At 41.9% G+C, this 21,982-nt stretch carries 23 protein-coding genes; 7 read left to right on the top strand and 16 right to left on the bottom strand.

Features of this window, described 5'->3' with window-relative positions; translation table 11 throughout:
• Both IIB39_08055 and IIB39_08050 read right to left on the bottom strand, forming a co-directional pair.
• On the bottom strand, positions 1-436 hold a 436-nt coding region (locus IIB39_08055; protein ID MCH8928651.1), incomplete at its 3' end, for a peptidase.
• A gap of 114 nt (positions 437-550) precedes the next feature.
• Positions 551-1,696, bottom strand: a complete 1,146-nt coding sequence (locus IIB39_08050; GenBank protein MCH8928650.1) for a putative sulfate/molybdate transporter — start codon at positions 1,694-1,696, stop codon at positions 551-553.
• Positions 1,697-2,284: 588 nt separating this feature from the next.
• On the opposite strand from IIB39_08050, the gene IIB39_08045 reads away from it, so the two are divergent.
• Together IIB39_08045 and IIB39_08040 are read left to right on the top strand one after the other, a co-directional pair.
• Complete coding sequence (locus tag IIB39_08045) at positions 2,285-3,814, top strand: outer membrane protein transport protein (GenBank protein MCH8928649.1); 1,530 nt, start codon at positions 2,285-2,287, stop codon at positions 3,812-3,814.
• A gap of 19 nt (positions 3,815-3,833) precedes the next feature.
• Positions 3,834-5,141 carry a hypothetical protein gene (locus IIB39_08040; GenBank protein ID MCH8928648.1) on the top strand — a complete coding sequence of 436 codons (1,308 nt, stop codon included), beginning with the start codon at positions 3,834-3,836 and terminating at the stop codon, positions 5,139-5,141.
• A 98-nt stretch (positions 5,142-5,239) separates the two neighbouring features.
• Here IIB39_08040 and IIB39_08035 read toward each other — a convergent pair whose 3' ends face one another.
• The 8 genes from IIB39_08035 to IIB39_08000 are packed head-to-tail and all read right to left on the bottom strand — an operon-like array spanning position 5,240 to position 13,005.
• Positions 5,240-6,172, bottom strand: a complete 933-nt coding sequence (locus IIB39_08035; GenBank protein MCH8928647.1) for a hypothetical protein — start codon at positions 6,170-6,172, stop codon at positions 5,240-5,242.
• Positions 6,172-7,341, bottom strand: a complete 1,170-nt coding sequence (locus tag IIB39_08030) for a hypothetical protein (protein MCH8928646.1) — start codon at positions 7,339-7,341, stop codon at positions 6,172-6,174. Before IIB39_08030 ends, IIB39_08035 begins: the two co-directional genes overlap by 1 nt.
• Before the next feature lie 20 nt (positions 7,342-7,361).
• Positions 7,362-8,072, bottom strand: a complete 711-nt coding sequence (locus IIB39_08025; protein MCH8928645.1) for a flagellar motor protein MotB — start codon at positions 8,070-8,072, stop codon at positions 7,362-7,364.
• Between the two features lie 21 nt (positions 8,073-8,093).
• Positions 8,094-8,888 carry a MotA/TolQ/ExbB proton channel family protein gene (locus IIB39_08020; protein MCH8928644.1) on the bottom strand — a complete coding sequence of 265 codons (795 nt, stop codon included), beginning with the start codon at positions 8,886-8,888 and terminating at the stop codon, positions 8,094-8,096.
• 12 nt (positions 8,889-8,900) lie between these two features.
• Positions 8,901-10,271: a hypothetical protein gene (locus IIB39_08015; protein MCH8928643.1), complete on the bottom strand. Its 1,371-nt coding sequence runs from the start codon at positions 10,269-10,271 to the stop codon at positions 8,901-8,903.
• 15 nt (positions 10,272-10,286) lie between these two features.
• Positions 10,287-11,312, bottom strand: coding sequence for a tetratricopeptide repeat protein (locus IIB39_08010; GenBank protein MCH8928642.1), 1,026 nt, complete (start codon positions 11,310-11,312; stop codon positions 10,287-10,289).
• Positions 11,313-12,026 (bottom strand): tetratricopeptide repeat protein, encoded by a 714-nt coding sequence (locus tag IIB39_08005; protein MCH8928641.1) that lies wholly within the window; start codon positions 12,024-12,026, stop codon positions 11,313-11,315. It lies immediately after the preceding gene.
• Positions 12,019-13,005 carry a hypothetical protein gene (locus IIB39_08000; protein MCH8928640.1) on the bottom strand — a complete coding sequence of 329 codons (987 nt, stop codon included), beginning with the start codon at positions 13,003-13,005 and terminating at the stop codon, positions 12,019-12,021. The genes IIB39_08005 and IIB39_08000 overlap by 8 nt, the downstream gene beginning before the upstream one ends.
• Positions 13,006-13,317: 312 nt before the next feature.
• Here IIB39_08000 and IIB39_07995 point away from each other — a divergent pair, with 312 nt between their 5' ends.
• A complete protein-coding gene (locus IIB39_07995; GenBank protein ID MCH8928639.1) occupies positions 13,318-14,022 on the top strand; it encodes a hypothetical protein in 705 nt (234 codons plus the stop codon).
• Positions 14,023-14,284: 262 nt separating this feature from the next.
• Here the strand turns inward: IIB39_07995 and IIB39_07990 are convergent, their stop codons facing one another.
• From IIB39_07990 to IIB39_07965, 6 genes are all read right to left on the bottom strand, one after another.
• Positions 14,285-14,758 (bottom strand): cyclic nucleotide-binding domain-containing protein, encoded by a 474-nt coding sequence (locus IIB39_07990; protein MCH8928638.1) that lies wholly within the window; start codon positions 14,756-14,758, stop codon positions 14,285-14,287.
• A gap of 75 nt (positions 14,759-14,833) precedes the next feature.
• Positions 14,834-15,328 carry a VOC family protein gene (locus IIB39_07985; GenBank protein ID MCH8928637.1) on the bottom strand — a complete coding sequence of 165 codons (495 nt, stop codon included), beginning with the start codon at positions 15,326-15,328 and terminating at the stop codon, positions 14,834-14,836.
• Complete coding sequence (locus IIB39_07980; GenBank protein MCH8928636.1) at positions 15,312-15,674, bottom strand: 4a-hydroxytetrahydrobiopterin dehydratase; 363 nt, start codon at positions 15,672-15,674, stop codon at positions 15,312-15,314. Before IIB39_07980 ends, IIB39_07985 begins: the two co-directional genes overlap by 17 nt.
• Positions 15,675-15,758: 84 nt before the next feature.
• On the bottom strand, positions 15,759-16,007 hold the full coding sequence (locus IIB39_07975; GenBank protein MCH8928635.1) for a hypothetical protein: 249 nt from the start codon (positions 16,005-16,007) through the stop codon (positions 15,759-15,761).
• A 187-nt stretch (positions 16,008-16,194) separates the two neighbouring features.
• Positions 16,195-16,770: a DNA-3-methyladenine glycosylase I gene (locus IIB39_07970; protein ID MCH8928634.1), complete on the bottom strand. Its 576-nt coding sequence runs from the start codon at positions 16,768-16,770 to the stop codon at positions 16,195-16,197.
• 40 nt (positions 16,771-16,810) lie between these two features.
• Entirely contained in the window at positions 16,811-17,437 is a 627-nt protein-coding gene (locus tag IIB39_07965; protein ID MCH8928633.1) for a hypothetical protein, read from the bottom strand.
• A 284-nt stretch (positions 17,438-17,721) separates the two neighbouring features.
• On the opposite strand from IIB39_07965, the gene IIB39_07960 reads away from it, so the two are divergent.
• Genes IIB39_07960 through IIB39_07945 form a run of 4 tightly spaced genes read left to right on the top strand, consistent with a single transcriptional unit; the run spans position 17,722 to position 21,964 of the window.
• On the top strand, positions 17,722-19,101 hold the full coding sequence (locus tag IIB39_07960; GenBank protein MCH8928632.1) for an alkaline phosphatase family protein: 1,380 nt from the start codon (positions 17,722-17,724) through the stop codon (positions 19,099-19,101).
• A gap of 14 nt (positions 19,102-19,115) precedes the next feature.
• Positions 19,116-19,736, top strand: coding sequence for an adenylyl-sulfate kinase (cysC, locus tag IIB39_07955; GenBank protein MCH8928631.1), 621 nt, complete (start codon positions 19,116-19,118; stop codon positions 19,734-19,736).
• A complete protein-coding gene (locus tag IIB39_07950) occupies positions 19,737-20,570 on the top strand; it encodes a PHP domain-containing protein (protein MCH8928630.1) in 834 nt (277 codons plus the stop codon).
• Between the two features lie 56 nt (positions 20,571-20,626).
• Entirely contained in the window at positions 20,627-21,964 is a 1,338-nt protein-coding gene (locus tag IIB39_07945; protein ID MCH8928629.1) for an alkaline phosphatase family protein, read from the top strand.
• Positions 21,965-21,982: the final 18 nt, after the last annotated feature.

Below are 21,982 nucleotides of genomic sequence, written 5' to 3'. Positions count from 1 at the left end.
ATCCATATAAAGTCTCGACCTGTGCTGTTTCCGCTGCGATTCTTCTTTTAACAATATCAGGTACGGTTTGAGGTGAATCTGCAGCGTAATATAAAATAGTTTCGAGTTGCTTAGTTTGGATGGGACTCAAACTGCCCTTCCGGTCTAAAAAATATCTCGCCCTTTCAATGTTCTCAATGCTTCCGGAGAAAGCAGAAACCGCCTCATTCGCCTTATTCCGATTGAAGGAATTCATAGTGTCTCCCTCAACTATCATCGTGTTTGATGCCCATGAAGCCTTTGCATAAGAATATTGAAGCTCAAGGAAAGTTGCCGTGTAAGAGTCTATAAATGCTTGTGCCTCGGAAGAAGTATTCATATTGATATCAGAGGTTTTACCGCCCGTGCAGGAAAGAAGTAAAAGCGAAGAGACGAGAAGAAAGATTAAATTTTTCATACTATATCCTTTTTGAGTTAGAGTTTTGATAATAAAAGCAATTAGTGTTTAATATATCTGATTAGCGAATATTTATCAACTTTAAACACCAGATGATAGAATTAAGTTTCGCTGTCATCGAAGCACTGATTTTGATGCAGCTAAAGATAATAAAAACCCAGCAGTCAGGCTGCCGAACACAAATGATACTGCAACCAAAATAAAAATAGTTAATAAATTCCGCAACCCCCTCTGATCTTTTACGGCGGAGCCAAGTTCTATGCCTGCAACTATCAGCAAAACACCGAGAAGGCTCTCAGGAAACGCAGAAATTAGAGGAACAATTGAAGCCCCTAATACGACAGCGATTAAGATCTTTGCTGTGCCAAGAAAGATTATGCTGCCATTTGTTTCGGCACCAAACCGACTTTGAGCGGCTAATCCCCCGGAGCCGTGACACATTGGCATCCCCCCAAAGAAAGAAGCGAAATTCAATAGACCTACGCTGAGAGTTATATTACCGGTATCGGCACCCCGTTTCGGGAATAAATCATACGATAATGCCGAAACGGCTATAACTGAATTCAGCATTGTTAGAGGGAGTTGCGGGATCGCACCAGAGAACAAACCACCGGAGAAGGCAGAGAAATTGATATTAATAAGACCCGGGATGAATAATCCGGCTTTTAAAGATTTTAGTAGTTCGAAATCACTTAAAATAGCTATTGATAACCCGCAAATAAATATAATTAAGGCGGTTGGTATTCTATTGTTTTTATAAAGCGCCAATACGAATAAAAGCCCAAGGACTCCTACAACGATACTATCATAGCCGATTAGCGGTTTTAAATAAATCATATCAATGCCCTTTATCAAAAGCCTAAGACCGATACTGAGCTGAATTCCCCTTACAACAGCTTTCGGCACGAATTTTTCCAGCACGTTGGGCAATTTTAGGCTCCATATAAGTATCAACAAAACTGCCATAATGATACCGGAAGCATAAACCTCATCGGCACTCATTCCGCCGGATAATGCCACTGCGGCGATCGCTTTCATTGGCTGAACGGGCATAGGTATGGCAAATACCAAGCCCGTTAAAATGTTTGCCGCCCCGGACCAGAAAAGCATTGCTGAAAAAGAAAGCCCTGTAACATAAGCTAATCCGAGAATTATCGGTAAGAATGTGCCGAGGTCGCCAAGTGAACCGGAAAGCTCCCTCCGATTAAATTTTGCATAGGAAAGATTATTAGATATTTTTTGGAAAAGGGTGCGTATCAATCGTAAAGCGCCCTCCCCGCTATAGCCGATTCATGGTAAGAAACAGTAATACTTAATAATATTCCGTCATTAATGAATTCAGTGGGAACGAAACAACTCTTTTTTATTCCGACCGGCGGGTCGGAAACAGTTGGGGCGATTGAAATACCTATATAAGCCTTATAATAGCACTGTTTTAAGCCAATAAATATAAATCTACCTACAAGTTTGATTTCGGCAGGAAGATTAAATAAATTATCCGGAACGTCGAAATTGGTAATCGAAACGCCTCCCTAAATTTGTTTGCAATTGTCGGACATTAGCTTCTAAACATATTTTATTGGTATAAAGTGACTTAAGATACTTAATAGAACCCCCTTAATTCAAGGAACATGAGCCGGCATATCCTTTTATATAAATAGACAAAAGGGTTGACTTATTAACAGCTTAGGGCATATTTTCATTCAAGTTTTTATGTAATAATTACTATCTTAAACCGGGAGAAATCATGAGAAGTCATAAATTTATCTTGTAGATAATTTACTATTTATGGGCAGAGGGGCATGATGCTTAACTAAACAGACCTAACTATTATAAAAGAGGATAATAATGATAAAACAAAAAATTAGATTTAGTATAATAATCCTTCTTCTAATTGTACCGGCTACAAAGTTGAGTGCGAGCGGATTGGGTTTGAAACTTGTGGGAGCAAGAGCATTTTCACTTGGAGGCGCGTTTAGGGGAGTTGCAAATGATTTCAGCGCCGCATATTGGAACCCTGCCGGTATGACCAGATTAAATGGATTTCAATTGGGGTTTGGGGCGGTTGGAGTCAGGCCGTTAGCGACCATTACACCGAAGAATCTTACACCGGACGTATTTAACCCAAATCCGGCTGACGGGGGGTTGTATGGTCTGAACAATGGCTATACTATCGGTGAAACATCATTAACGAAAAAAACTCACTTGATACCGTCATTTGCATTCGGCTACCATTCTGAAGGTTCAAACATTGCCTATGGATTATCATTTTCGATCCCGTTCGGCTTAGGAACAAATTGGGACCTCTTCAATCTGGAACAAGTCAATAATTACGGTAATTCCTTTTCATCTCAATATCCTAAATTTGATACGGAGAGTGATATTGCCATTCTGGCAATTCAACCTACTGTCGCATATGAATTTTCAGAGCAACTATCGGTAGGGGTTGGATTTATATATACCATCGCAAATAAGTTAAGCTTCCGCCAGCCCTCATTCAGTAATAATCCAACGCTGGGAACACCCTTTGGCACCTATCAATATCCATATCTGATAACTGATACGATTTTGGATGGAACAGGCACAGGATTCGGTTTAAATTTTGGCGTAATGCTTGAGGCATCGGAACAGCTGTCAATAGGCGTTGATGTTCAGTATTTTACTGATATTGACGTTGACGGAGAGGTTACCGCAACCACATATTTCCCCTTTAACAAAGATAAATTTGAATTTATCAGCGGGTTACTTGCCGATCCAAGTCTTGATGATGCTACAAAAGCCCTATATACGGCTGCAGCAGGCGTGTATTCGGGAGCAACATTGGTAAACACCTCAAATGCTGCAACCACAACAGTCCCGCTGCCCCTGGAAATCGGCGTTGGAATAGGATATCAAGTTAACGAAAAATTATTGATAGCGGCGGATTTTATGTTCACACAATGGTCTGCATGGGATGAGATTCCAATTAACATTAACAAAGATTTTGATGGTGACGGAGTTAATGATGTAACTACTCTTGTGGAACATTGGGACGATGTAAATAAATATTCAATCGGTTTGGAATATTTAATTATGGACAGCGATGACAGGCTGACGTTCTTGCGCCTCGGGTTTACTTCCGATGGTTCCCCCATACCAGACGAGACACTCGGCGCTTTTATTCCGGATATAGGCACAAAGAACTCCGTTTTTGTAGGACTTGGTCTTAATATGGGTAAAATAACAATTGACCTTGCGGCTCAAACCATGTTTGTTGATGATAGAACAATTAATAAAGTATCGCTTTTTAACGGAGACCCGACCGATCAAACGAATTTGCCGGGAAACTGGAGTTTAGAGGAATCGGCACTTGTTGCCGGTCTTGCATATTCGTTTTAACTATGTATAGGAGTTGAAAATGAAACATATTCAATTTAGTTTGCTGTTCATTATAGGGATAACAATTACCGGATGTGGCGAAGATGAACCCACTACGCCCTTTGAAACGACCTTACCGAATGCCGGAACAATTGTAAATCTTGATATTGCAAGTACGGCTGTTATCGGGGAAGACAGGGTGGCAAAGGTATATTTGCCTCCGAATTATGATGCCACAAGAGCGGCAGGTTATCCGGTAGTCTATCAGCTGCACGGTGTTGGTGGCGATAACGAATCATGGCCTACCGGTTTTGATTTAGCGCAGATTCTTGACAGAATGATTGATGAGGGAGTTCTCGAACCCACTATAGTAGTAATGCCAAGCGCCTCAAATCCTCTTGGTGGTGGATTCTATACCAATTCATTCGATCACGATCTTACAAGAAATCCGGCATTTAATCCCGCATTTGGTTTTGGCGCGTACGAAGCATTGATAACGGCAGTTTTAATGCCGACTGCTGAGGCGACCTATAATATCGATGTGACAAAACGCGGTATAATGGGGAATTCCATGGGCGGTTACGGAGCAATGAAATTGGCTCTATTACATCCAGAGATGTTCGTATCTGTAGCGTCTCATTCGGGCCCGCTCGCATTGGCTCAGCTTTTTGAAGCTCCCGACAGCAGGTTGCTTGAAAGGATAGCCGCTGAAAAAATGGCGAGTGCGCCCAATTCGCCTGTGCTTGATTTAGCCGCTGCGGCAGCTGACAGGGCGGCGAATCCGATAACGCTGACACTGTTTGGGATGGCATCATCGTTCTCTCCGCACTACGGAAGTTTTCTTACCTTCGACAATTTATTGTTGGCCGCCAGTCTTGATCCCGACCCAACGGATAATTTTCAGTATCCCATATCCCTTCTCAGCGATTTGGGTACCCCATCTGATCCGACAGATGATATCTGGCTCGGGGCTGATCTTCCAGTCGTGTTTGATGCCGACGGTGTGGCAACTCTCAAGCCAGATATATTTGGTTTATGGCAGCTACAGGATGTCTATACGATGTTGGCACAGGGCGGTTCTCTATTATATCCTGCATTTGGCGCCCAGCAGGTTGCCGACTTCAGTGCTCTGAATATCTACTTCGATACTGGTATAAATGACGACTTTGATCCGACCGATGACATTGTCGGATTCGGTATAATCGCTCAACATAATAAATTCGTCGAGCTGTTAACTTCATTGGGCATAACTTTTGTGTCTGCTACTTATACCGGCGCTCATTCTGACGGAGTTTATACGCGCATTGATGAGGCATTTGCAGCGTTTAACAGCGCTATCGGTAATTAGAATATAGCCCTAATTAATACCCAAAGCCCCCCCGCCAAGTACACGCGGGAGGGCTTTTCCTTTGAGGATCCCATCCTTAGAGAAAATCTTAAAACTTATTATTCAATCATGTCGGATTCTAAAATATCTGCCATGTTGATCTTACCTTCTTTTTGTAATTCTTTAACCTGGTCCACAATAGACTTCTGCGCATTTTGAACTTTCCTGCGTGGCTGGGGTCCCTCAACCAGCCTGATTTCATCCTCAAGGATAATCTGAGCGCGTTCCGGAAGGTTGTTATATAGTTTGTCCCTAAATTCTTGTGTCTGTCCCTTGAGAGCCATCGCTATATCCGTTGTTTCTATACTTCGCAACAGTTCGCGCATTAGATTGTCGGGGATAAGCATTAAATCTTCAAATGTAAAATGAGATTTTCTGACTTCCTTTGCGAGCTGCGGGTCTTCTTTAGAAAGCATATCAAGAATCTGTTTCTCATTTGAAACATCAAGATGATCAAGAAGATCAGAAAGTGATTCGCTGCCACCTGTGGAAAGGTTGTGAAATTTCGGCAACCCGAGAGCTTTTTCGGCGAGGTCGCTTGCGATGTTTTCAACACCCTCTAATGGAATATCCACTAAATGACCCATTTCAATCATTACTTTACTCTGCAATTCCGGCTCAAAACGTGTTACAATTCTTGCCACTCTTTCGGTTGGCAGCTGAGCAAGCGCGATCGCTGAAATTCGAGATGTTTCCTCTTTAAGCAACAGTAGGACCTGCTCATCTACAAGATCATTCAGGAACGCAAATGGGTTTGATAGACTCTCCTTTCCACTAACCATCTTTTCAGACATGAAATTAAAGTAAAACTCTTCCATAACTTGCTTTTTCATATCAAAGGTAACATCAGAGAGCTCGTTCATTTTTGAGCGAATTTTCATTATATTGGTCTCGCTTAATGATTTAAATAACGGTCGGGCTAAATTCGGTCCCAGAACCCTGAACAGTATTGCTGCTTTTTCAAGACCGGAAAGTATAGTCTCTTCAGCCATTATATCTCCTCTGTGCTCTCACTGGTTGAGCTTATCCAATCATTCAATATTTTTGTAGCCGTATCAGGCTTTCCTATACTAAGTGTAATAATAGCTTGTCGTGTGTTTTTCAGCTCTGCTTTATGCATCTCTCTTTCCAATGCTGTCGCGCGCATTCGATTAGAATCGGATTCTCTGGCTAATTTAGCATCCGCCTGCGCAGAACTAATTTCTGCCGGAGTTCCCGAGACGACATTTTCGAAATTGTATCCAGTATCCGCTAATTCAGTATTATTGCGCCGTATGTAACGAATAATTAAAAATGCCAGAAGAAGCAAGAAAAGTAAGCCGCCTCCAAGATAGTAAAGAATACGATTTTCGGCATCATTCTGTTTTGCCTCCAACTCCAGCATTCTTGCTGCGAGGCTTTCTTCAATAGTCGCGAAATCGGTATCTGATAATGCACCCTCAGCTGTCAACTGGGCGATAGCTTCTCCCTGAAGGAAAGAGGTGGTGACAATATTCAATTTATCCCCTCTTTGATAGTCCAATCCGGTTGCGACTTCAACTATCGGTCTGACGGCATCCAAAACTTTTTTATCTACACCGTCTTCAAACATCACAGTAACATCAAGCTTAACAATTTCAGGAATCGCCATTACAGTTCTTTCGATAGAATAGCTTACAAGAGTAGAACCCGCCTCGTCTTTAGGCATGTCCGCAATTGTGTTAGACGGTTCCTCGGGAATTGTTTCAAGCGGCCTTGCCGGAGATTCAACTTCAGGAGTTTCGCTTTCCGCAGATTGGATCTCCGGGAATCCCGGTAATACCGGAGAAAATGATTGAGTCGGTGGAAGGAGAAGATCGCTTGGCAATACTCCTGCCGGCAGATTTTCGGGCGACAAGCCCGACCTGGATATATTCGTATCTTTCGCTTCTTTACCCGGTTCCCATATCTGTTGGGAGCGTTGCGCCGGAATAATATTAATTTCAGCATTTACGTTAACGAAAAATCTTACCTTGCCTAAAGCATGTTTTAATGCAGATTCAGCCCGAGTTCGCAAATGATTTTCGAGCATTATCTTCTGAGCCAGTTGCGATTGCGAATTTTGTGAAAGCGCTATGGATAGTGGCAGTACACTGACTGTAAACCATATTGCGAATGTTTTTAATAATTGATTTTTCTTCATTTTAAAATATCTCCGGACTGTTAACCGATAGTTAAAAATAGTATTTCAATTCTTCTGTTTGATGCCCTTCCCTCAGGGGTGCTGTTCGTATCTTTGGGCCATGTATCGCCATAACCGATTGCTGAAAGTTTCCCCGGGGGCGCATCAACTCCACCCTGCTCAAGAAGATATCTTACTGTAGCGCTTGCTCTGGCCGTTGAAAGCTCCCAATTAGATGGGAATGCTCCACCCTTTCTGAGCGGTACATTGTCCGTGTGACCTTCAATGGCGATTGGAAATGGCGGCGTAGCATGCAGCGCAGAGTTTATTTCCGGAGCAAGCTTGTCCAATAACGATTTGGCAGCAGCCGAAAGATCAGCCGAGCCTGTTTTGAAGGCTACGTCACCCTTGAAATCTATAGTAACACCTCTGGCATCAGAGCGAACAGAAACGTTATCCTGCATATTCTGCTCGACTACAATATCTACAACTTTTTTCATAATAGCAGCTAGATCAATCTCATCTCTTTCAATTTTCGAATGTCCGATCGTTTCTGACAGAGAATCGGCAAAGGCTCTTATTTTAACGGGATCTATCGTAGACATTGAAAAGAGCAGTATGAAAAACGTCATCATCAATGTGACCATATCTCCATAAGTGAGGAGCCACTGTTCCGTTTGGTCAGCAGGAGGTATCTTTTTCTTTTTCTTCCGAAGAATGAGCTCTTGATTTATATTATCGTTTTCAGGCATTCTTAAATGATCTCACAGTTATTATTTTTCTCCACCACCATCACTATCGCTTTCCCATTCGCTGGGGGGAAGGAAGGAGTTGAGTTTCTCGCGCACAACAAGGGGGTGTTTTTTCTGATACAACATTGAAACTCCTTCTATCAGCATATTCTGCATCACAGTCTGTTGTTCGATGCGTGATTTAAACTTTTCAGCCATTGGAACAAGCAGCAGGTTTGCCAAAAGAACACCATAAAAAGTTGTTACAAGCGCTACTGCCATATTCGGCCCGATAGTTTTTGAGGGGTCTGAAGACGCGCCCATTGAAACAAGCATACCTATCAGACCTATGAGGGTTCCCATCATACCGAATCCGGGAGCAAATTTTGCCATCGTTCTTAAAACGTTTTCTTCCCATTTTTCACGTATCTCTCTGTTTTCGATACGCGATTCCATAATTTCCCTGATCTCAAGTTCGGTATATCCATCAATAATCATCTGAACCCCGTCTCTCAAAAAAGGATTGCTAATAGATTCTTTTTCTTTCTCAAGCTCGGTAACGCCGAGCCTGGCTACTCGTGACAGATCGACCGTTTCATTAACAAATGGTCCTAAAGTCTCCATCCCGCCCTTTTTAAATATTATCAATGCTACAGATGCGACTCTTAAAACTTCCTTAATTGGGAAAGAGAGTAGTGTAGCAGCTATGGTTCCACCGAGAACAATTTCTATGCTTGGTAGATTGTAGAACGATATAAGTGGTGCTGCGCCTGTGGAAAGAGCGTGAAAAATAATGCCGATTCCGGCAAGCATTCCGACTAATGATGCAATATCCATACTTTTATCCTGTTACCTCCTGAAAGAAGTTACCCTTAAACGATTTTCGCCCATTGCTCTCAGAATGTTCCTGATGTCGTCATATTCAGGGTCAAGCTGAAGCGCTACATTCCAATTCATTACTGCTCGTTCCGTATCACCTAATTTATAAAATATTGATCCCCTGCGAGCATAAGCTAATGCGAGATTCGGATTGAACTCGATTGCTGTTTCAACCTCCTCAAGCGCCGACCTATATTGCGTGGCGTAAAAATATCTCAAAGAACGCGAAAGATGCTTTAATGCGGCATTTATATTCTGCTCAAGCGCAAACCGCTCTGTCTTAACAATTTGGACTGAATCTTGAAGAACAGAAACACGCTGTCTCAACATCATTGCGAGATCGTCAAGTGTCTCAATCTGTTGAGCGGCAAAGTTTAGCGAATCGCGAAGATCCTGAATTTCTTCATCAGACATATAGCCTGATGGAACCAGAAGTCCGGGTGCGCCGGTAACGCCCGGCGGAAGTGTGGTTCTTTCGGCATACGGTAAGCCTATTGGCCGTTCTATAATTTCTTCGGGAATTTTTCTTGGAAAATTTATGGATAGTCCCATAGAAATTCCGGGAAAGTCTTTGCCGGTTGTTTTCCCGAATTTCAATATTTTTTCTATCTGCGTAATTGCAAAGTTTACGGTATAGTCGCGCGTAAGCGGCAGTCTTGTTCCAATGTTCATTCCCTTACCGTCGTATTCACCGAGAATACGTAATCCGCCTATTTGAGGAAGAAGGGTGGTTCTGAGGTCAAATCCGGCAAAAATTCCAATAGCTGATGACGATCCTGTTGACACATCGGCTGCAAATCGATCTGTTCCTATACCGATAGACCATCTTAAGCGATAGAGTTCAAATTCCTGTTCTCTGCTCACAATACCATAAAAAGAAAATGCGCCTATCTCAGAAGAGAGAACCTGTCGCTGTAAAGAGTCGGTAGATTCTGTAAAAATAATATTCGTTACCCCTGCCGCTACTGACATATTTTCATACGTAAAAATATTTCTTTGAAAAGAAAACCCAAACTCCGGCGCGGGGTCAACCGGATTCGGAGCGACAAGTGTACTTTCCGGCAAAAACCCCTTTAAGGCGGTAATACCAAAGCGATATTTTGAAGAGGGTTCAAAATCAAAATATATTCCCTGACTTGATTGAAATGGAGAGAAATTGTTCAACTCCACACCAAATCCGAACCGTAAAAAATCAGGACCTATAATATGGCTTGTAGTAGGAATATTGATCATATCGCCTATTGTTGAAAAACCAACTCGAGCCTGACCACTGATATTCTGCACTGTTAGTAAAAGTGAGAACGAAGTTGCTAAAAATATTTTGATAACAGTTATTTTCATAAGCAGATAATCGGGTTAGATTCTTTCCAGGTCTGAAATAAGTTCCCTTGCTCGCTTGGTATAAGAACTTCTGGGATAGTTAGTAACAAGCGTCCGAAACTGAGCGATAGCATCGGATTTTCGACCTAAATGTTTATAAGCCTTTCCCCTCATAAGAATGGCAGAGTCTATTTTATTAGAATTCTTGTAGTTAAGTACATTTCCAAATCCAGTTGCGGCCTTGGAATAAAGCTTCATATGATAATAACATTCTCCTATCCAATATTGGGCATTGTCGGATAAATTGTTATTGTTATTCTCAGCTAAAAGTGCGTTGAATTTCTTAATAGCGGAAGCAAACCTTCTTTTCCGATAGTCAGAAAGTGCGTTATCATATCTAACCTTGTACGATTTCTTGATCTTCGGTTTGATTGTTTTTGAAGCTGTCTTAACTATCGGTTTTATTATTTTTCGCGATACTGCTTTTTTCGAAGTTTTTTTCTTAACTTTTGGTTTGGAAACAATCCTTTTTTCCAGTTCCTGCAATTTACTGAGCAGCAGCAAATTCTCGCTTCTTAGCGCTGCAAGATCGCCCTTCATACTGTTTTCAAGATTCGAAATTCGCAGATGTATGTCCGGAACGGCCGAGCTCATAATCTTTTGGGTGGAAGTTCCGCGTTCGTCCATTCCCCACTTAATCATAAGGTCTTGCCGAATGCTTTCGAGCATTGGATCAACAACAATATTATTCGTACTTCCCCCTATCGGTTCGATTTCAAGTCCGAGATCATACAAAAAGCCGCCATTTAACAAGGGATCATCTTTTCGGAGATTTTTGTTTACCGGGCTTTCGAGAGGTATCAGCGGGTGTGGTTTGAATTCCTCTTCCTCAGTGATGGAGCCTTCATTTCCGCCCTTGTCTGTATCTATGGAAGTCTCATCAATAGCAGGTTTAACGAATGCGTAAGGTCTGCTTTCGTTCGAATTGCTGTTGGTTCGTGAACCGCCACAGCCGGCAATAATTAAAATGGTTACTACGAGCGCTAATTGAAGAAGCCGCATCTATTGTATCCTGATTTTGAGCGTCTCTACTCTGCTCACAAGTTCACTTTCCGGGTAACTGTCCAGAAAAGACTGAAAAGCTGCATTTGCCTGATTGCGTTTATTCAATTTCAATAGGCAAAGTCCGATTTTAAATTGCGCATAATCATTTTTGTTGCTCTGTGGATATGTTAAGACAATCTCGAAAGTGCCCATGGCATCTTCGTAATGCCCGAGTGCAAAATATGATTCGCCTATCCAATACTGGGCATTATCAGACAAATCGTGTGAATCATCCACAGAAATTAGTTTTTCGAAGTATTTGATTGCATTTTTATATTCGCCGTCAAAATAAGATGATATAGCGGTTTTGTACATTTTTTCAACAGTGTCGGTTTCATCAAATTGCATAACAACTGCTCGACTATCGTTTTTCTTTATGACAGACGCTTTGCTTGAACTCGGATATCCTTCAATAGCTTTTAATCTCGCATTTTTCTCTTCAATCTGTGTGTTCAGGCGGTCATTTATATCTGTGGCGAGCTTCAGGCTTTCTTTCAGGTCTATAATTTCAGATTGAAGGATAATAACTGACGACCTTAAGTCCATAAGCTCAATATTATGCGTTACGGCATCGTTTCCGATCTCGGTTGAAAGGCTACCGCTTGAAGCAGAGCCTCCACAACCGATGAACAGTGACGCTATTATTGATGCCGTGAGAGAAAATTTATTCATACTCTTCCCAATCTATGGAATAAGAGTACCCGATGAATGGGCCTATCGAACGTGGTATATATATCTCAAACGCCCCCGTCGCCCCTGCCGGAAGAGTGGTATCCGTACTAACTCCACTGGCAAAAGTAAATTGGGCGCCGTTTACAAAAGTGGTATAAGTTTCGGTGTTACCTGACCAATCTTTTCTGATAATAAAATTTATTTTTACAAAATCAGCGCGCTTGTTACCGGTGTTTTTCAACACGCCGTTAAAAATCGTATTTCCGCTCTTGTCTTTCTTTTCCTTAATGGGACTTTCAATCACAACATTTGCAAGTCCCCGCTCTGTAGCTGAAGGAGCAAATCTGCTTTGATTATCTCTCGCGGCAGTGGGTTGTTTAGAAAGAAGCGTTGGCTGAGGCTCGTAAAGGCTTTGTATATCAAAGCCAGATGTATTTTCCAATATTCGACTAATAGAATTTCGTTGCAATACCAAACTGCCGATCAAGGTCTCAATTTTTACAAATTTTTGATCCTGATAAACAACGTTACCAAAAAAGATAGTTCCATTTGTAAGCACAATTTTCTTATTAAAAATGCTTTGCGGGTCACGCCACATTTCAGAACGATTATTCAGATTAGTAATCTCTGAATTAAGATGGGCTATTTCAGCCTGCAATCTCTTAATTTCAAAACGTACTTCTGATATATCCTGATTAGAAATGCTTGTGCCGACACGCTGAGTCACTAAACCGCCTGACGAAGATCGAGTTGCGGTACTCTGCTGTGCGGAAGCTGTTTGTTGTTGTTGAGGTGTTGGCTGTTCGTTCTTGCTGCTAACGGCTGATCGGAAAAGAGGGGTTACATCCTGACCATCGCCCTTATCGTCGCCACTTGTTCCAAATGGTGAAAGAGCGCCGCAGGCCGATAAAAACAGGGTTAGAATAAGTGTGGTGAAAAAAGCTCCACGCAGCTTGGCAGTGTACTTGTCGTTACTCATATTGATCCTCAAAGTGGTAAAACAATAGCAATAATTTCTTGCTATCTGCAATATATTAGGAGATGAAATGCGAAGTCAAGAAAAAATCGGAAGAATAATTGATATAGAGTCAAACGTATAAGATTATTTGTAGCACCTATGCCATATATTGTGATGTAAAATAGGGTATATCTATATATTGCAATGGTGCAAACTTATTAATTTTTCTGTTCGCACTATTTTATGACAATTTAAATAGATATGGTAAAAAAATAGAAATTAATTTATTTAATTTATTGTTAAGCCGATATTGATGGAGTAAATTTGATACCGATGAAAAGTTTTTCTAAATTAGCTCTCATATTTACCATAATTATCGTATCCGGCTGCATTAAACAAGAGCGGCCGGATACAACCTCAATTCAACCGACTGTACCTATGAATGTTGGTGATATTAAAGAATTTACGGCAAACAACTTGGCTGTCATTTTCAAAAAAACTCTTGGCGATACGATTGATCTGTCATTATTACTTTTACGGGTTGATGAAAAGGAAGATTCGACCAACAGTGATCTCGAAGAGCTCATATTAAGAGTTTCGTTAAGAAATGTACAAAACTACACAACCGTTCACATGACTAATTTAGGAGGATTTAATGCTCTTACAATTCAATCAGCAACCGCCCAATTCGAAGTCTCGCTTAACAATCTATTAAGTGTGTTTTATAACCTGTCTTTCGACTCTTTATTAATAGATTCCGTTCGGATTGGAAGATTTAATTCGCTTGCTAAAGCATCCGACGAAGATTTACAAAGGTATCACGCGGATAAATTTGTTACATCTCGATTATTGCTTTTAATAGAGGGTGACTTTTCATACCAAAATGTTAAAAGCGCGATCGAAAAATCGTTTTATGGCAAAACGGTAGGGGAATACAAAGGAAAGATGCTGATTTATCCGGTAAATCCGTTTATCTCGAATATCAGAACCGGAGAGATAAATTCAGATTCAACGAGGTATAATGGAAAATCCAAATGAAGGCTTTTCTATTGTATCTGCTGTTAAGGTTTACAATCTTCTATGGCTGTGAATTTGAGGGATAAATATTGAACACGATGCGGCAATAATATACACGCCGAAAGGTCTGTGTATGCCTTAGTAATTTTTACAAGAGGTATTGAAAATCATAACGCTGCCGAAGAATTGATTGCAGATATTTCAAAGATAGTTTACGAAGAAATTGCTAAAAAAAATTTATCCTGAAGGATCCGGAAGATACTCGTAAACAAAGAACAGATCTTCAAGCAGTAAAGTTATTAAAAAACTCCGAAAACATTTCATTTGAACTTCTTAGTCTGACGCTCAGAGCCCTCGCTATGTTAAGTGAGATTGTAGCAAGTATTTTGGGGTCTTTATCAAACAGTTCAGCAAGATCTCCACGTTCCAACATTATCATCTTTACTTCAGAATTTGCCCGGACAGTTGCAGAGCGCGGTTTCATATCGATGAGAGACATTTCGCCGAGCATCATTCCTTTTTTCTCGGCGTGAGCAATTTTAATTGTAAGGTCATTGCCGGCTTTCTTTTCAATTTGCACGCTTCCCTCAACAATCACGTAAAGCTCTCCACCCTCTTCTCCTTCGGTCATGATTGTATCACCGGCCTGAAATACAACCTCCTTCGCGGTGTCCAGAACGCTGGAAATCTGATCGCTTGATAGCCCCGAGAAGAGGGACGCTTGAAACAATAATCTTTTCTGTTCATCGGAAATCATAATAATGCTCCTTTTTGCCCATTTATCTGAAAGCACTAATTAAATATTAGTCGTAAAAAGATTATTTTCAAGGTGTTAATCTGTTTTCTTCCCGTCAATCTCAGCAAGAAGTCCTTCTATATCTAAGGATAGAGTAACCATTTCGAGATTACCTTCGGCTGTCCTTGGCCATTCATCCATAGGTTTATCCGAATAAAGTTCAATGCCGTTTCCGTCAGGATCAGCAAGATAAATAGCCTCTGAAACCCCGTGATTCGCAGCACCCTGCAATGGATAATCGGCATCCATCAGTTTCTTCAGCGCTCTGGCAAGTTCGACCCGGTTGGGAAAGAGTATTGCAGTGTGGTAAAGTCCTGTGTGACCCATCGGCGGAGGCGTACCTCCTTTGCTTTCCCATGTATTTAAACCAATGTGATGATGATATCCGCCCATAGAAAGAAACGCTGCCTGATCGCCTATCCGCTGCGTAACTTCAAACCCGAGCAGGTCCCGGTAAAATTCAATGGATCTGTCTATATCCGCAACTTTCAAATGGACATGACCTATTCGCGTATCAGGATGTGCCGGCATTGCCGAGATCGGAGAAAATTTTGTCCGTTTTGGCGGCCATAATGAAATCGTTTTTATGGAGACCTTTGATCTTGTGGGTCCACCATGAAACCGTCACGCTGCCCCACTCTGTCAATAAAGCCGGATGATGACCGTCATCTTCGGCAGCTTTACCGACAAGATTCGTAAAGGCAAGTGATTCAATAAAATCGTTGAACCTGAAAGTGTATTCAAGCCGGTCGACTCCATCAATTTGTATTAGAGACCAATTAGGGATTTTTGTTGAATACTCATTGATTTCTTTTTCAGTAACGGTTGGCGCTCCACGACGGCACGCCACACATTTCAATTCTGATAGCTCGCTCATAATTAATATCCTTTCCGGAAATGATTAAATTTAAAAGTAATATGCGAACCTGTAATATGAGAGGAAAATATTGAATTTCGGTTTTTAATCGATTTCAGATTTCATAGCTTCGAACGCAAATCGGGTAAATTCTTCCCATCTCTTTTCATCAGAATATGAAATACAAATCCAGCCCGTCATAGGGGGTTTGGATTTAAACGGATTTAAATACTTCGGATTTTCTATACCGTGTTTTTTAAAGTCAATTTCCTTTCCCACCCGAAAGACCATTTCGTCATTATGGTAAAAAGTTATCACTTTAGATTTATACTTAATGCCGGGAGAGGAGATCATTTTTCGATTGAGATATCAGGCTCTTCTTGTGAAAGAACATCTGAAATTCGATAGAGTTTTTCTTCACTGAGATTCGTTGTTGCCAATTCTATAAAAAAAGAGGACTTCTAATTACATTTAAAAACAGGGATAGTTTATGTATAAACTAAAAATATGGCACTTTTTCGACTATAAATTCGCTCCGCAACTATTTTTGCATCTTCTCGATTTCTTTATACCGAAAACAGCTTTTTATATGATCGTTCACTATGCCAACACTTTGCATATGTGCGTAACATGTGGTGGGTCCGACGAACTTAAATCCAAGGTTTTTTAATTCTTTTGAGAGAGCGGCAGACTCAGCTGTTTCCGCCGGCAGCTCGCTTAACTCATTATATATTGGAAGATTTTTAGGTCTGAATTGAAGCAGAAAATTATAATAACTTCCATGTTCGCTTATTACCTCGAGGAATCTTGAGGCGTTATTTATCGCTGCGCGGATCTTCAGGTTGTTCCTGATAATTCCTACATCGGCAAGCAATCGCTCAATATCAGTATCACCGAATTTGGATACTTTCTTCGGATCGAAACCGGCGAATGCTTTTCGGAATCCTTCCCGGCGATGAAGAATTGTTCGCCAGCTAAGTCCCGCCTGAAAGACCTCAAGGATATGATGTTCAAATTGATGAATATCATCTTTGGAAGGAACTCCCCATTCGTTGTCATGATACTCCTCCATAAGCGGATCATTAGAGGGCCAAGAACAACGGGCTTTTTCTATCATGAAAAAGCCCGCAAACTAAAATGTATAGGTTTACTGAATACTATTCTGATTTTTCTTCCTCATCGTCGCCCGATCCTGATTCTTCTTCGCTAGAGCTGGATTCTTCCTCCGATGCCGATTCTTCTTCGCCAGAACTGGATTCTTCCTCTGCCGGAGGTTCGGGTTCGGGAGTTGGCTCGGGTTCTGGAGTTGGTTCTGGTACAGGAGTTGGTTCCGGCTCTGATGCAGGCTCAGCAGCAGGGGCTTCTTCAGACGATGCTCCGCCATCCCCGTAAAGATGACCCATAACTCCACCATAAGCAAAATGGGCGATAACAGTACCCACAAATGCCATCATACCTCCCATGAAGATACCCATCCCCATCATCGGCATTGCCATAAAATTCATCACCGCCCAGGGTATAAGGCTGTAAATCATCCCCCGTTTCCATCCCGTAGATGGTAAAACATTAAGTAAAAATGCGGCATAAATCCAGGTTAGGAAGATACCAATGACGAAATGCATCATCCAACCCACGTTAGATGACATGGACATCATCCCCCCTAACATAGCGCCTATATTCATCTCCGGCACTCCCATCATCGGCGCCATAAACATAATTGCCGTCATAGCTGCCGTACCTGCGACAGCGGCGATCACTACTTTTTTGAAATCAACATTACCCATGGATTCCTCCTGTAGGTTTTTCTCTGCTTAAGCTATGTTACTTGCTCACAATGATTAAAATATTAGTTGTAAATTGTGTAGATGCAATAAGTTAAGAAAAATCAGCAAAAGGGCAAGGAAAATTGTAGTGCCGTAATATTTGATTGATATAGGCATCTAACAAAAAGCCACTTCTCCTTTGCATTTTCTGATATAATTCGTATCTTTTCTCCCTTCTTTTGGAAGGGACATTTAGATAAACGGATATGAAAAACAAGACAGACTACATAGCGGGCAACAGGTAAATGGCGGGACGGATATTGATCATAGGGCTGGACTGCGCTCCACCAGAACTGATGTTCGAGCAGTTCACCGATGAGATGCCGAACTTTAAGCGGCTTATGAGTGAGGGTGTGTGGGGCGAGCTGGAAAGCGTTATTCCACCCATAACCGTTCCAGCGTGGATGTGTATGATGACGAGCAAAACTCCGGGGCAATTGGGCTATTACGGATTCCGCAACAGGAAAGACCATTCATACGACGCTCTTTATTTCGCTACCTCCACAGCTGTAAAAGAACCGCTACTCTGGGATATTCTTAATCGGCAGGGATGGAAAACTATCACGATCGGCGTGCCTCAAACCTATCCTGTTCGTCAGGTGAACGGGATTCAGGTGAGCTCATTTCTTACGCCGAGCCTTGAAAGTCAATATACCTACCCCGCTCATATAAAAGAGGAAATTGCAGATCTTGTCGGGGAATATATGGTGGACGTGCCCAATTTCCGCACAGATGATAAAAAGTATCTTCTCGAACAAATTTATGAGATGACGGAGAAGCGTTTTAAAGTGATTCGAAAATTCATGGATGATAAAGAGTGGAAATTCTTTATGTTCGTTGAGATGGGCACAGACCGTATCCACCACGGTATCTGGAAATATTTTGATAAGGAACATCGGGCTTTCATCAAGGATGACGAACTTAATCCGGCAATGCTGGAGTATTATAAATATATAGACAGGGAAATAGGAACATTGCTTGAGCGGGTGGATGATGATGACACAATTTTGGTTGTCTCTGACCACGGCGCGAAGAAGATGGACGGAGGGATTTGTTTTAATGAGTGGCTTATCAAGGAAGGCTATCTGACTGTGAAAAATTATCCCGATAAGCCGACTCGGATGACCTTTGATATGGTTGATTGGTCAAAGACAAAAGCATGGGGAGACGGCGGATATTATGGGAGGCTGTTTATAAATGTTGAAGGGCGTGAACCAGAGGGTATTGTAAAGCAATCTGATTACGAATCGCTGCGTAATGAACTTCAGGAAAAGCTAGCTGCTCTGACTGACCCGGACGGCAATAATATCGGCACAATAGCACACAAACCGGAGGAACTGTATCCGGAAGTCAACGGAGTCGCGCCGGACCTTATTGTAATTTTCGGGGATTTGTACTGGCGGTCGGTTGGCTCTATCGGGATGGACGGCATACACACATTTGAGAATGATACCGGCCCCGATGACGCTAATCACGCAATGAATGGAATGTTCCTCATTAAGCATCCGGGAGTAGAGGGAGGAAGAAAAATTGAAGGAGCAAAGCTGTTAGATATAACTCCCACACTGCTGAAATTACATGGAATAGAGATACCTGCCGATATGGTAGGAAAACCGATAATATAAATCAGGAATACTCAATGACTAAATCTTATTATAAATCGGGCACCACACTCTGGATGACAGGTTTTTCCGGCGCCGGAAAAACAACAATTGCAAACGCTCTTGCCGAAATACTGATACGGCGCGGAGAAAAAGTTGAAATAATGGACGGCGATATCGTCCGTACAAATCTAAGCAAGGGCTTGGGATTCAGCAAAGAGGACAGAGAGACCAATTTGATGAGAATCGGTTTTGTATGTCGACTTCTCTCGCGAAACGGCGTAATAGCCATCGCAGCTGCCATCAGTCCGTATGACTATATCAGAAAAAACTTGCGGAAAGAAGATGAAAATTTCATAGAAGTATTTGTAAATGCGCCTATCGAAAAGTGTATAGAAAGAGACGTGAAGGGATTATACAAAAAGGCATTAGCCGGCGAGATAAAACAGTTTACTGGTATTGACGATCCGTATGAAGCGCCGGAAGACGCAGAGATCGAAGTTCACACGGATAAAGAAACGGTGGAAGAATCTGTAGGCATAATTATAAAACGATTAGAGGAATTGGGAAGAATCGGGTTTGGGGATTCTTCAGAGGGATATACGGCGGAAGAAGAAGAATTTATACAAAAACGTCTTGAGGCGCTTGGATATATTTAGATGATAGACCTCCACGCTCATACTTCAGCATCTGATGGAACTTATAGCCCGAAGGATCTTGTGAAGCTCGCTAAGTCAGAGGGCATTGAGGCGATTGCCATCACCGACCATGACACTATAGAGGGGCTTCCTGAGGCTTTGGAGGCGGGAGAGAAGATGGGTGTTGAAGTAATACCCGGAGTAGAGATAAGTATTGATCATCAGCCGGGCTCAATGCACGTGCTTGGTCTGTTTCTTGACATTGAGAACGAAAAACTGAAAGAATATCTCACTGACTTGCAGACAAGCAGGTCCTCGCGTAACCCACGAATCATAGAAAAACTAAATGAGCTGGGACTCAGTATTACAATGGAAGAAGTAGAGAAAATATCGGGCGGGGGGCAGGTTGGGAGACCTCACATTGCGGCGGCACTTTTGAAAAATGGTCATGTACGTACAATTCAGCATGCGTTCGATAAATACCTGAAAAAGGGAGCAGTAGCATATTACGAGCGACATCGGCTTACGCGGGAAAAAGCTGTGGATATGATACACGGAGCGGGCGGATTGGTTATCTTAGCGCATCCACATACCCTTGGAGTTAACGGTATTTCACTTGATAATCTAATGGCCGAACTGAAAGAAGTGGGCTTTGACGGGTTAGAACTGTTTTATAATAGTCACTCACCGAGCGATGAAGATAAATTAATGAAAATTGTTGATAAAAACGGATTTGTAATATCAGGCGGTACGGATTTTCACGGCGAGAACAAGCCGTCTATTAAGCTGGGCGTAGGTTACGGAAATATGGCCATACCTTATGAAGTGCTGCAGGAGATGAAGCAGCAGTTATAACTTAGAGATTGTCTGCTTGATATAACTCAAGCCATCTGTCTCTATCGAAGTATATTTTGATTACTCATTCCCCCAAAAAACAAGTGATGGTCATAGCAATAGACGGATTGCCGTTTTCTTTTTTCCCGAAAATAGATAAACATAATCTATCTCCGTTCTTGTCAGGGCTGTACAAGAGGAACCTGATTCATCCGATGACAACGACACTACCACCGGTCTCTTCCGTAGCGTGGGCTTCGTTTTTAACTGGGGTAAGCCCGGGGGAGCACGGCATTACAGGTTTTGTGGATAGAGAAGTGAATGGATACGCCCCGTTTGTACCAACAGCATCAAATTTGAAAGCGACAACAATATATCAACATCTTTCACGAAATGGGCTTAGAGTCTGCTCTATAGGGATTCCGGCCACCTTCCCACCCGAACCAATCAACGGAGTTATTGTATCGGGATTTCTTGCTCCGAATCTTGAAAGAGCCGTATATCCGAAAGAAGAAGTCAAATATTTAAATTCGATCAACTATCAGATAGATATTGATGCATGGTCTGCGAGAAAATCTACTGATTCTCTAATAGAGCAGCTCCCCAAGACTCTATCGGCTCGACTTAATGCCGCCCGGCATTATTTAGGCCGCGAACGATGGAATCTTTTTGTTTTACATATTCTCGAAACAGACCGCTTACATCATTTTATGTGGCGTCAGATGGAGGAAGGAGAAAGTTCGGCAATCGGTCTATTTTCCAAAATTTACAATATGATAAATGATTTTCTTGTAGAGATTTCAAAGTCAATTCCCTCTGACACGGCAATTATCATTCTTTCAGACCATGGATTCAGTCGGTTGAAAAAAGATGTTTATCTGAACCGATGGCTGCTGGATGAAGGGTACTTAAAACTATCCGATCCGAATGCAACGAATTTAAAGGGAATGGACGTATTAAGTAAAGCGTTCAGCATGGCGCCCGGCAGGATATATCTGCACTTAAGTGGCGATACACCGGAGGGAAAAGTAGAAAAAGGTGCGGAGGCCCATAAGCTGAGGAAAAACATCTCAGAATCGCTATTGAATCTTCTTGATCCGGAGACCGGAGCGAATGTAATAGAAAGAGTCGTTGATATGCGGCAGGAATGGAACACAACTGATTTCGATAAATCAGAGGTTCAGCTGCCCGACCTTATAGCGATTCCATTTCCGGGCTATGAATTAAAAGGTGAGCTTTCGGTAAAAGAACTGTATGGAAATAACAGGTTCAGCGGGATGCATACCTATGGAGATGCGTTTGTGTATCTTGACGGCGATTCTGATTCAAATGAGTATGATATCACACAAATATCATCAATTATATGCTCTTATTTAGGTGTTTCGGATGTGGCGCAGCGGGGTAATCTTTCTTGACTTGCCCTTGCTAACTGA

The sequence above is a fragment of the Candidatus Neomarinimicrobiota bacterium genome, from assembly GCA_022573815.1.
Lineage (GTDB): Bacteria > Fidelibacterota > SORT01 > SORT01 > SORT01 > JACZTG01.
This window is presented reverse-complemented; position numbering and strand designations above follow the sequence as displayed.

What these genes read in the sequence shown, in the direction of transcription:
- IIB39_08015 (MCH8928643.1), bottom strand. Translation starts at nt 10,271, where the DNA reads ATGAAAATAACTGTTATCAAAATATTTTTAGCAACTTCGTTCTCACTT.
- IIB39_08010 (MCH8928642.1), bottom strand. Translation starts at nt 11,312, where the DNA reads ATGCGGCTTCTTCAATTAGCGCTCGTAGTAACCATTTTAATTATTGCC.
- IIB39_08025 (MCH8928645.1), bottom strand. Translation starts at nt 8,072, where the DNA reads ATGCCTGAAAACGATAATATAAATCAAGAGCTCATTCTTCGGAAGAAA.
- IIB39_08020 (MCH8928644.1), bottom strand. Translation starts at nt 8,888, where the DNA reads ATGGATATTGCATCATTAGTCGGAATGCTTGCCGGAATCGGCATTATT.
- IIB39_07980 (MCH8928636.1), bottom strand. Translation starts at nt 15,674, where the DNA reads ATGAGCGAGCTATCAGAATTGAAATGTGTGGCGTGCCGTCGTGGAGCG.
- IIB39_08000 (MCH8928640.1), bottom strand. Translation starts at nt 13,005, where the DNA reads ATGAGTAACGACAAGTACACTGCCAAGCTGCGTGGAGCTTTTTTCACC.
- IIB39_07995 (MCH8928639.1), top strand. Translation starts at nt 13,318, where the DNA reads ATGAAAAGTTTTTCTAAATTAGCTCTCATATTTACCATAATTATCGTA.
- IIB39_08030 (MCH8928646.1), bottom strand. Translation starts at nt 7,341, where the DNA reads ATGAAGAAAAATCAATTATTAAAAACATTCGCAATATGGTTTACAGTC.
- IIB39_08005 (MCH8928641.1), bottom strand. Translation starts at nt 12,026, where the DNA reads ATGAATAAATTTTCTCTCACGGCATCAATAATAGCGTCACTGTTCATC.
- IIB39_08040 (MCH8928648.1), top strand. Translation starts at nt 3,834, where the DNA reads ATGAAACATATTCAATTTAGTTTGCTGTTCATTATAGGGATAACAATT.
- IIB39_07990 (MCH8928638.1), bottom strand. Translation starts at nt 14,758, where the DNA reads ATGATTTCCGATGAACAGAAAAGATTATTGTTTCAAGCGTCCCTCTTC.
- cysC (MCH8928631.1), top strand. Translation starts at nt 19,116, where the DNA reads ATGACTAAATCTTATTATAAATCGGGCACCACACTCTGGATGACAGGT.
- IIB39_08045 (MCH8928649.1), top strand. Translation starts at nt 2,285, where the DNA reads ATGATAAAACAAAAAATTAGATTTAGTATAATAATCCTTCTTCTAATT.
- IIB39_07950 (MCH8928630.1), top strand. Translation starts at nt 19,737, where the DNA reads ATGATAGACCTCCACGCTCATACTTCAGCATCTGATGGAACTTATAGC.
- IIB39_07970 (MCH8928634.1), bottom strand. Translation starts at nt 16,770, where the DNA reads ATGATAGAAAAAGCCCGTTGTTCTTGGCCCTCTAATGATCCGCTTATG.
- IIB39_07965 (MCH8928633.1), bottom strand. Translation starts at nt 17,437, where the DNA reads ATGGGTAATGTTGATTTCAAAAAAGTAGTGATCGCCGCTGTCGCAGGT.
- IIB39_08035 (MCH8928647.1), bottom strand. Translation starts at nt 6,172, where the DNA reads ATGGCTGAAGAGACTATACTTTCCGGTCTTGAAAAAGCAGCAATACTG.
- IIB39_07985 (MCH8928637.1), bottom strand. Translation starts at nt 15,328, where the DNA reads ATGCCGGCACATCCTGATACGCGAATAGGTCATGTCCATTTGAAAGTT.
- IIB39_07960 (MCH8928632.1), top strand. Translation starts at nt 17,722, where the DNA reads ATGGCGGGACGGATATTGATCATAGGGCTGGACTGCGCTCCACCAGAA.
- IIB39_07975 (MCH8928635.1), bottom strand. Translation starts at nt 16,007, where the DNA reads ATGATCTCCTCTCCCGGCATTAAGTATAAATCTAAAGTGATAACTTTT.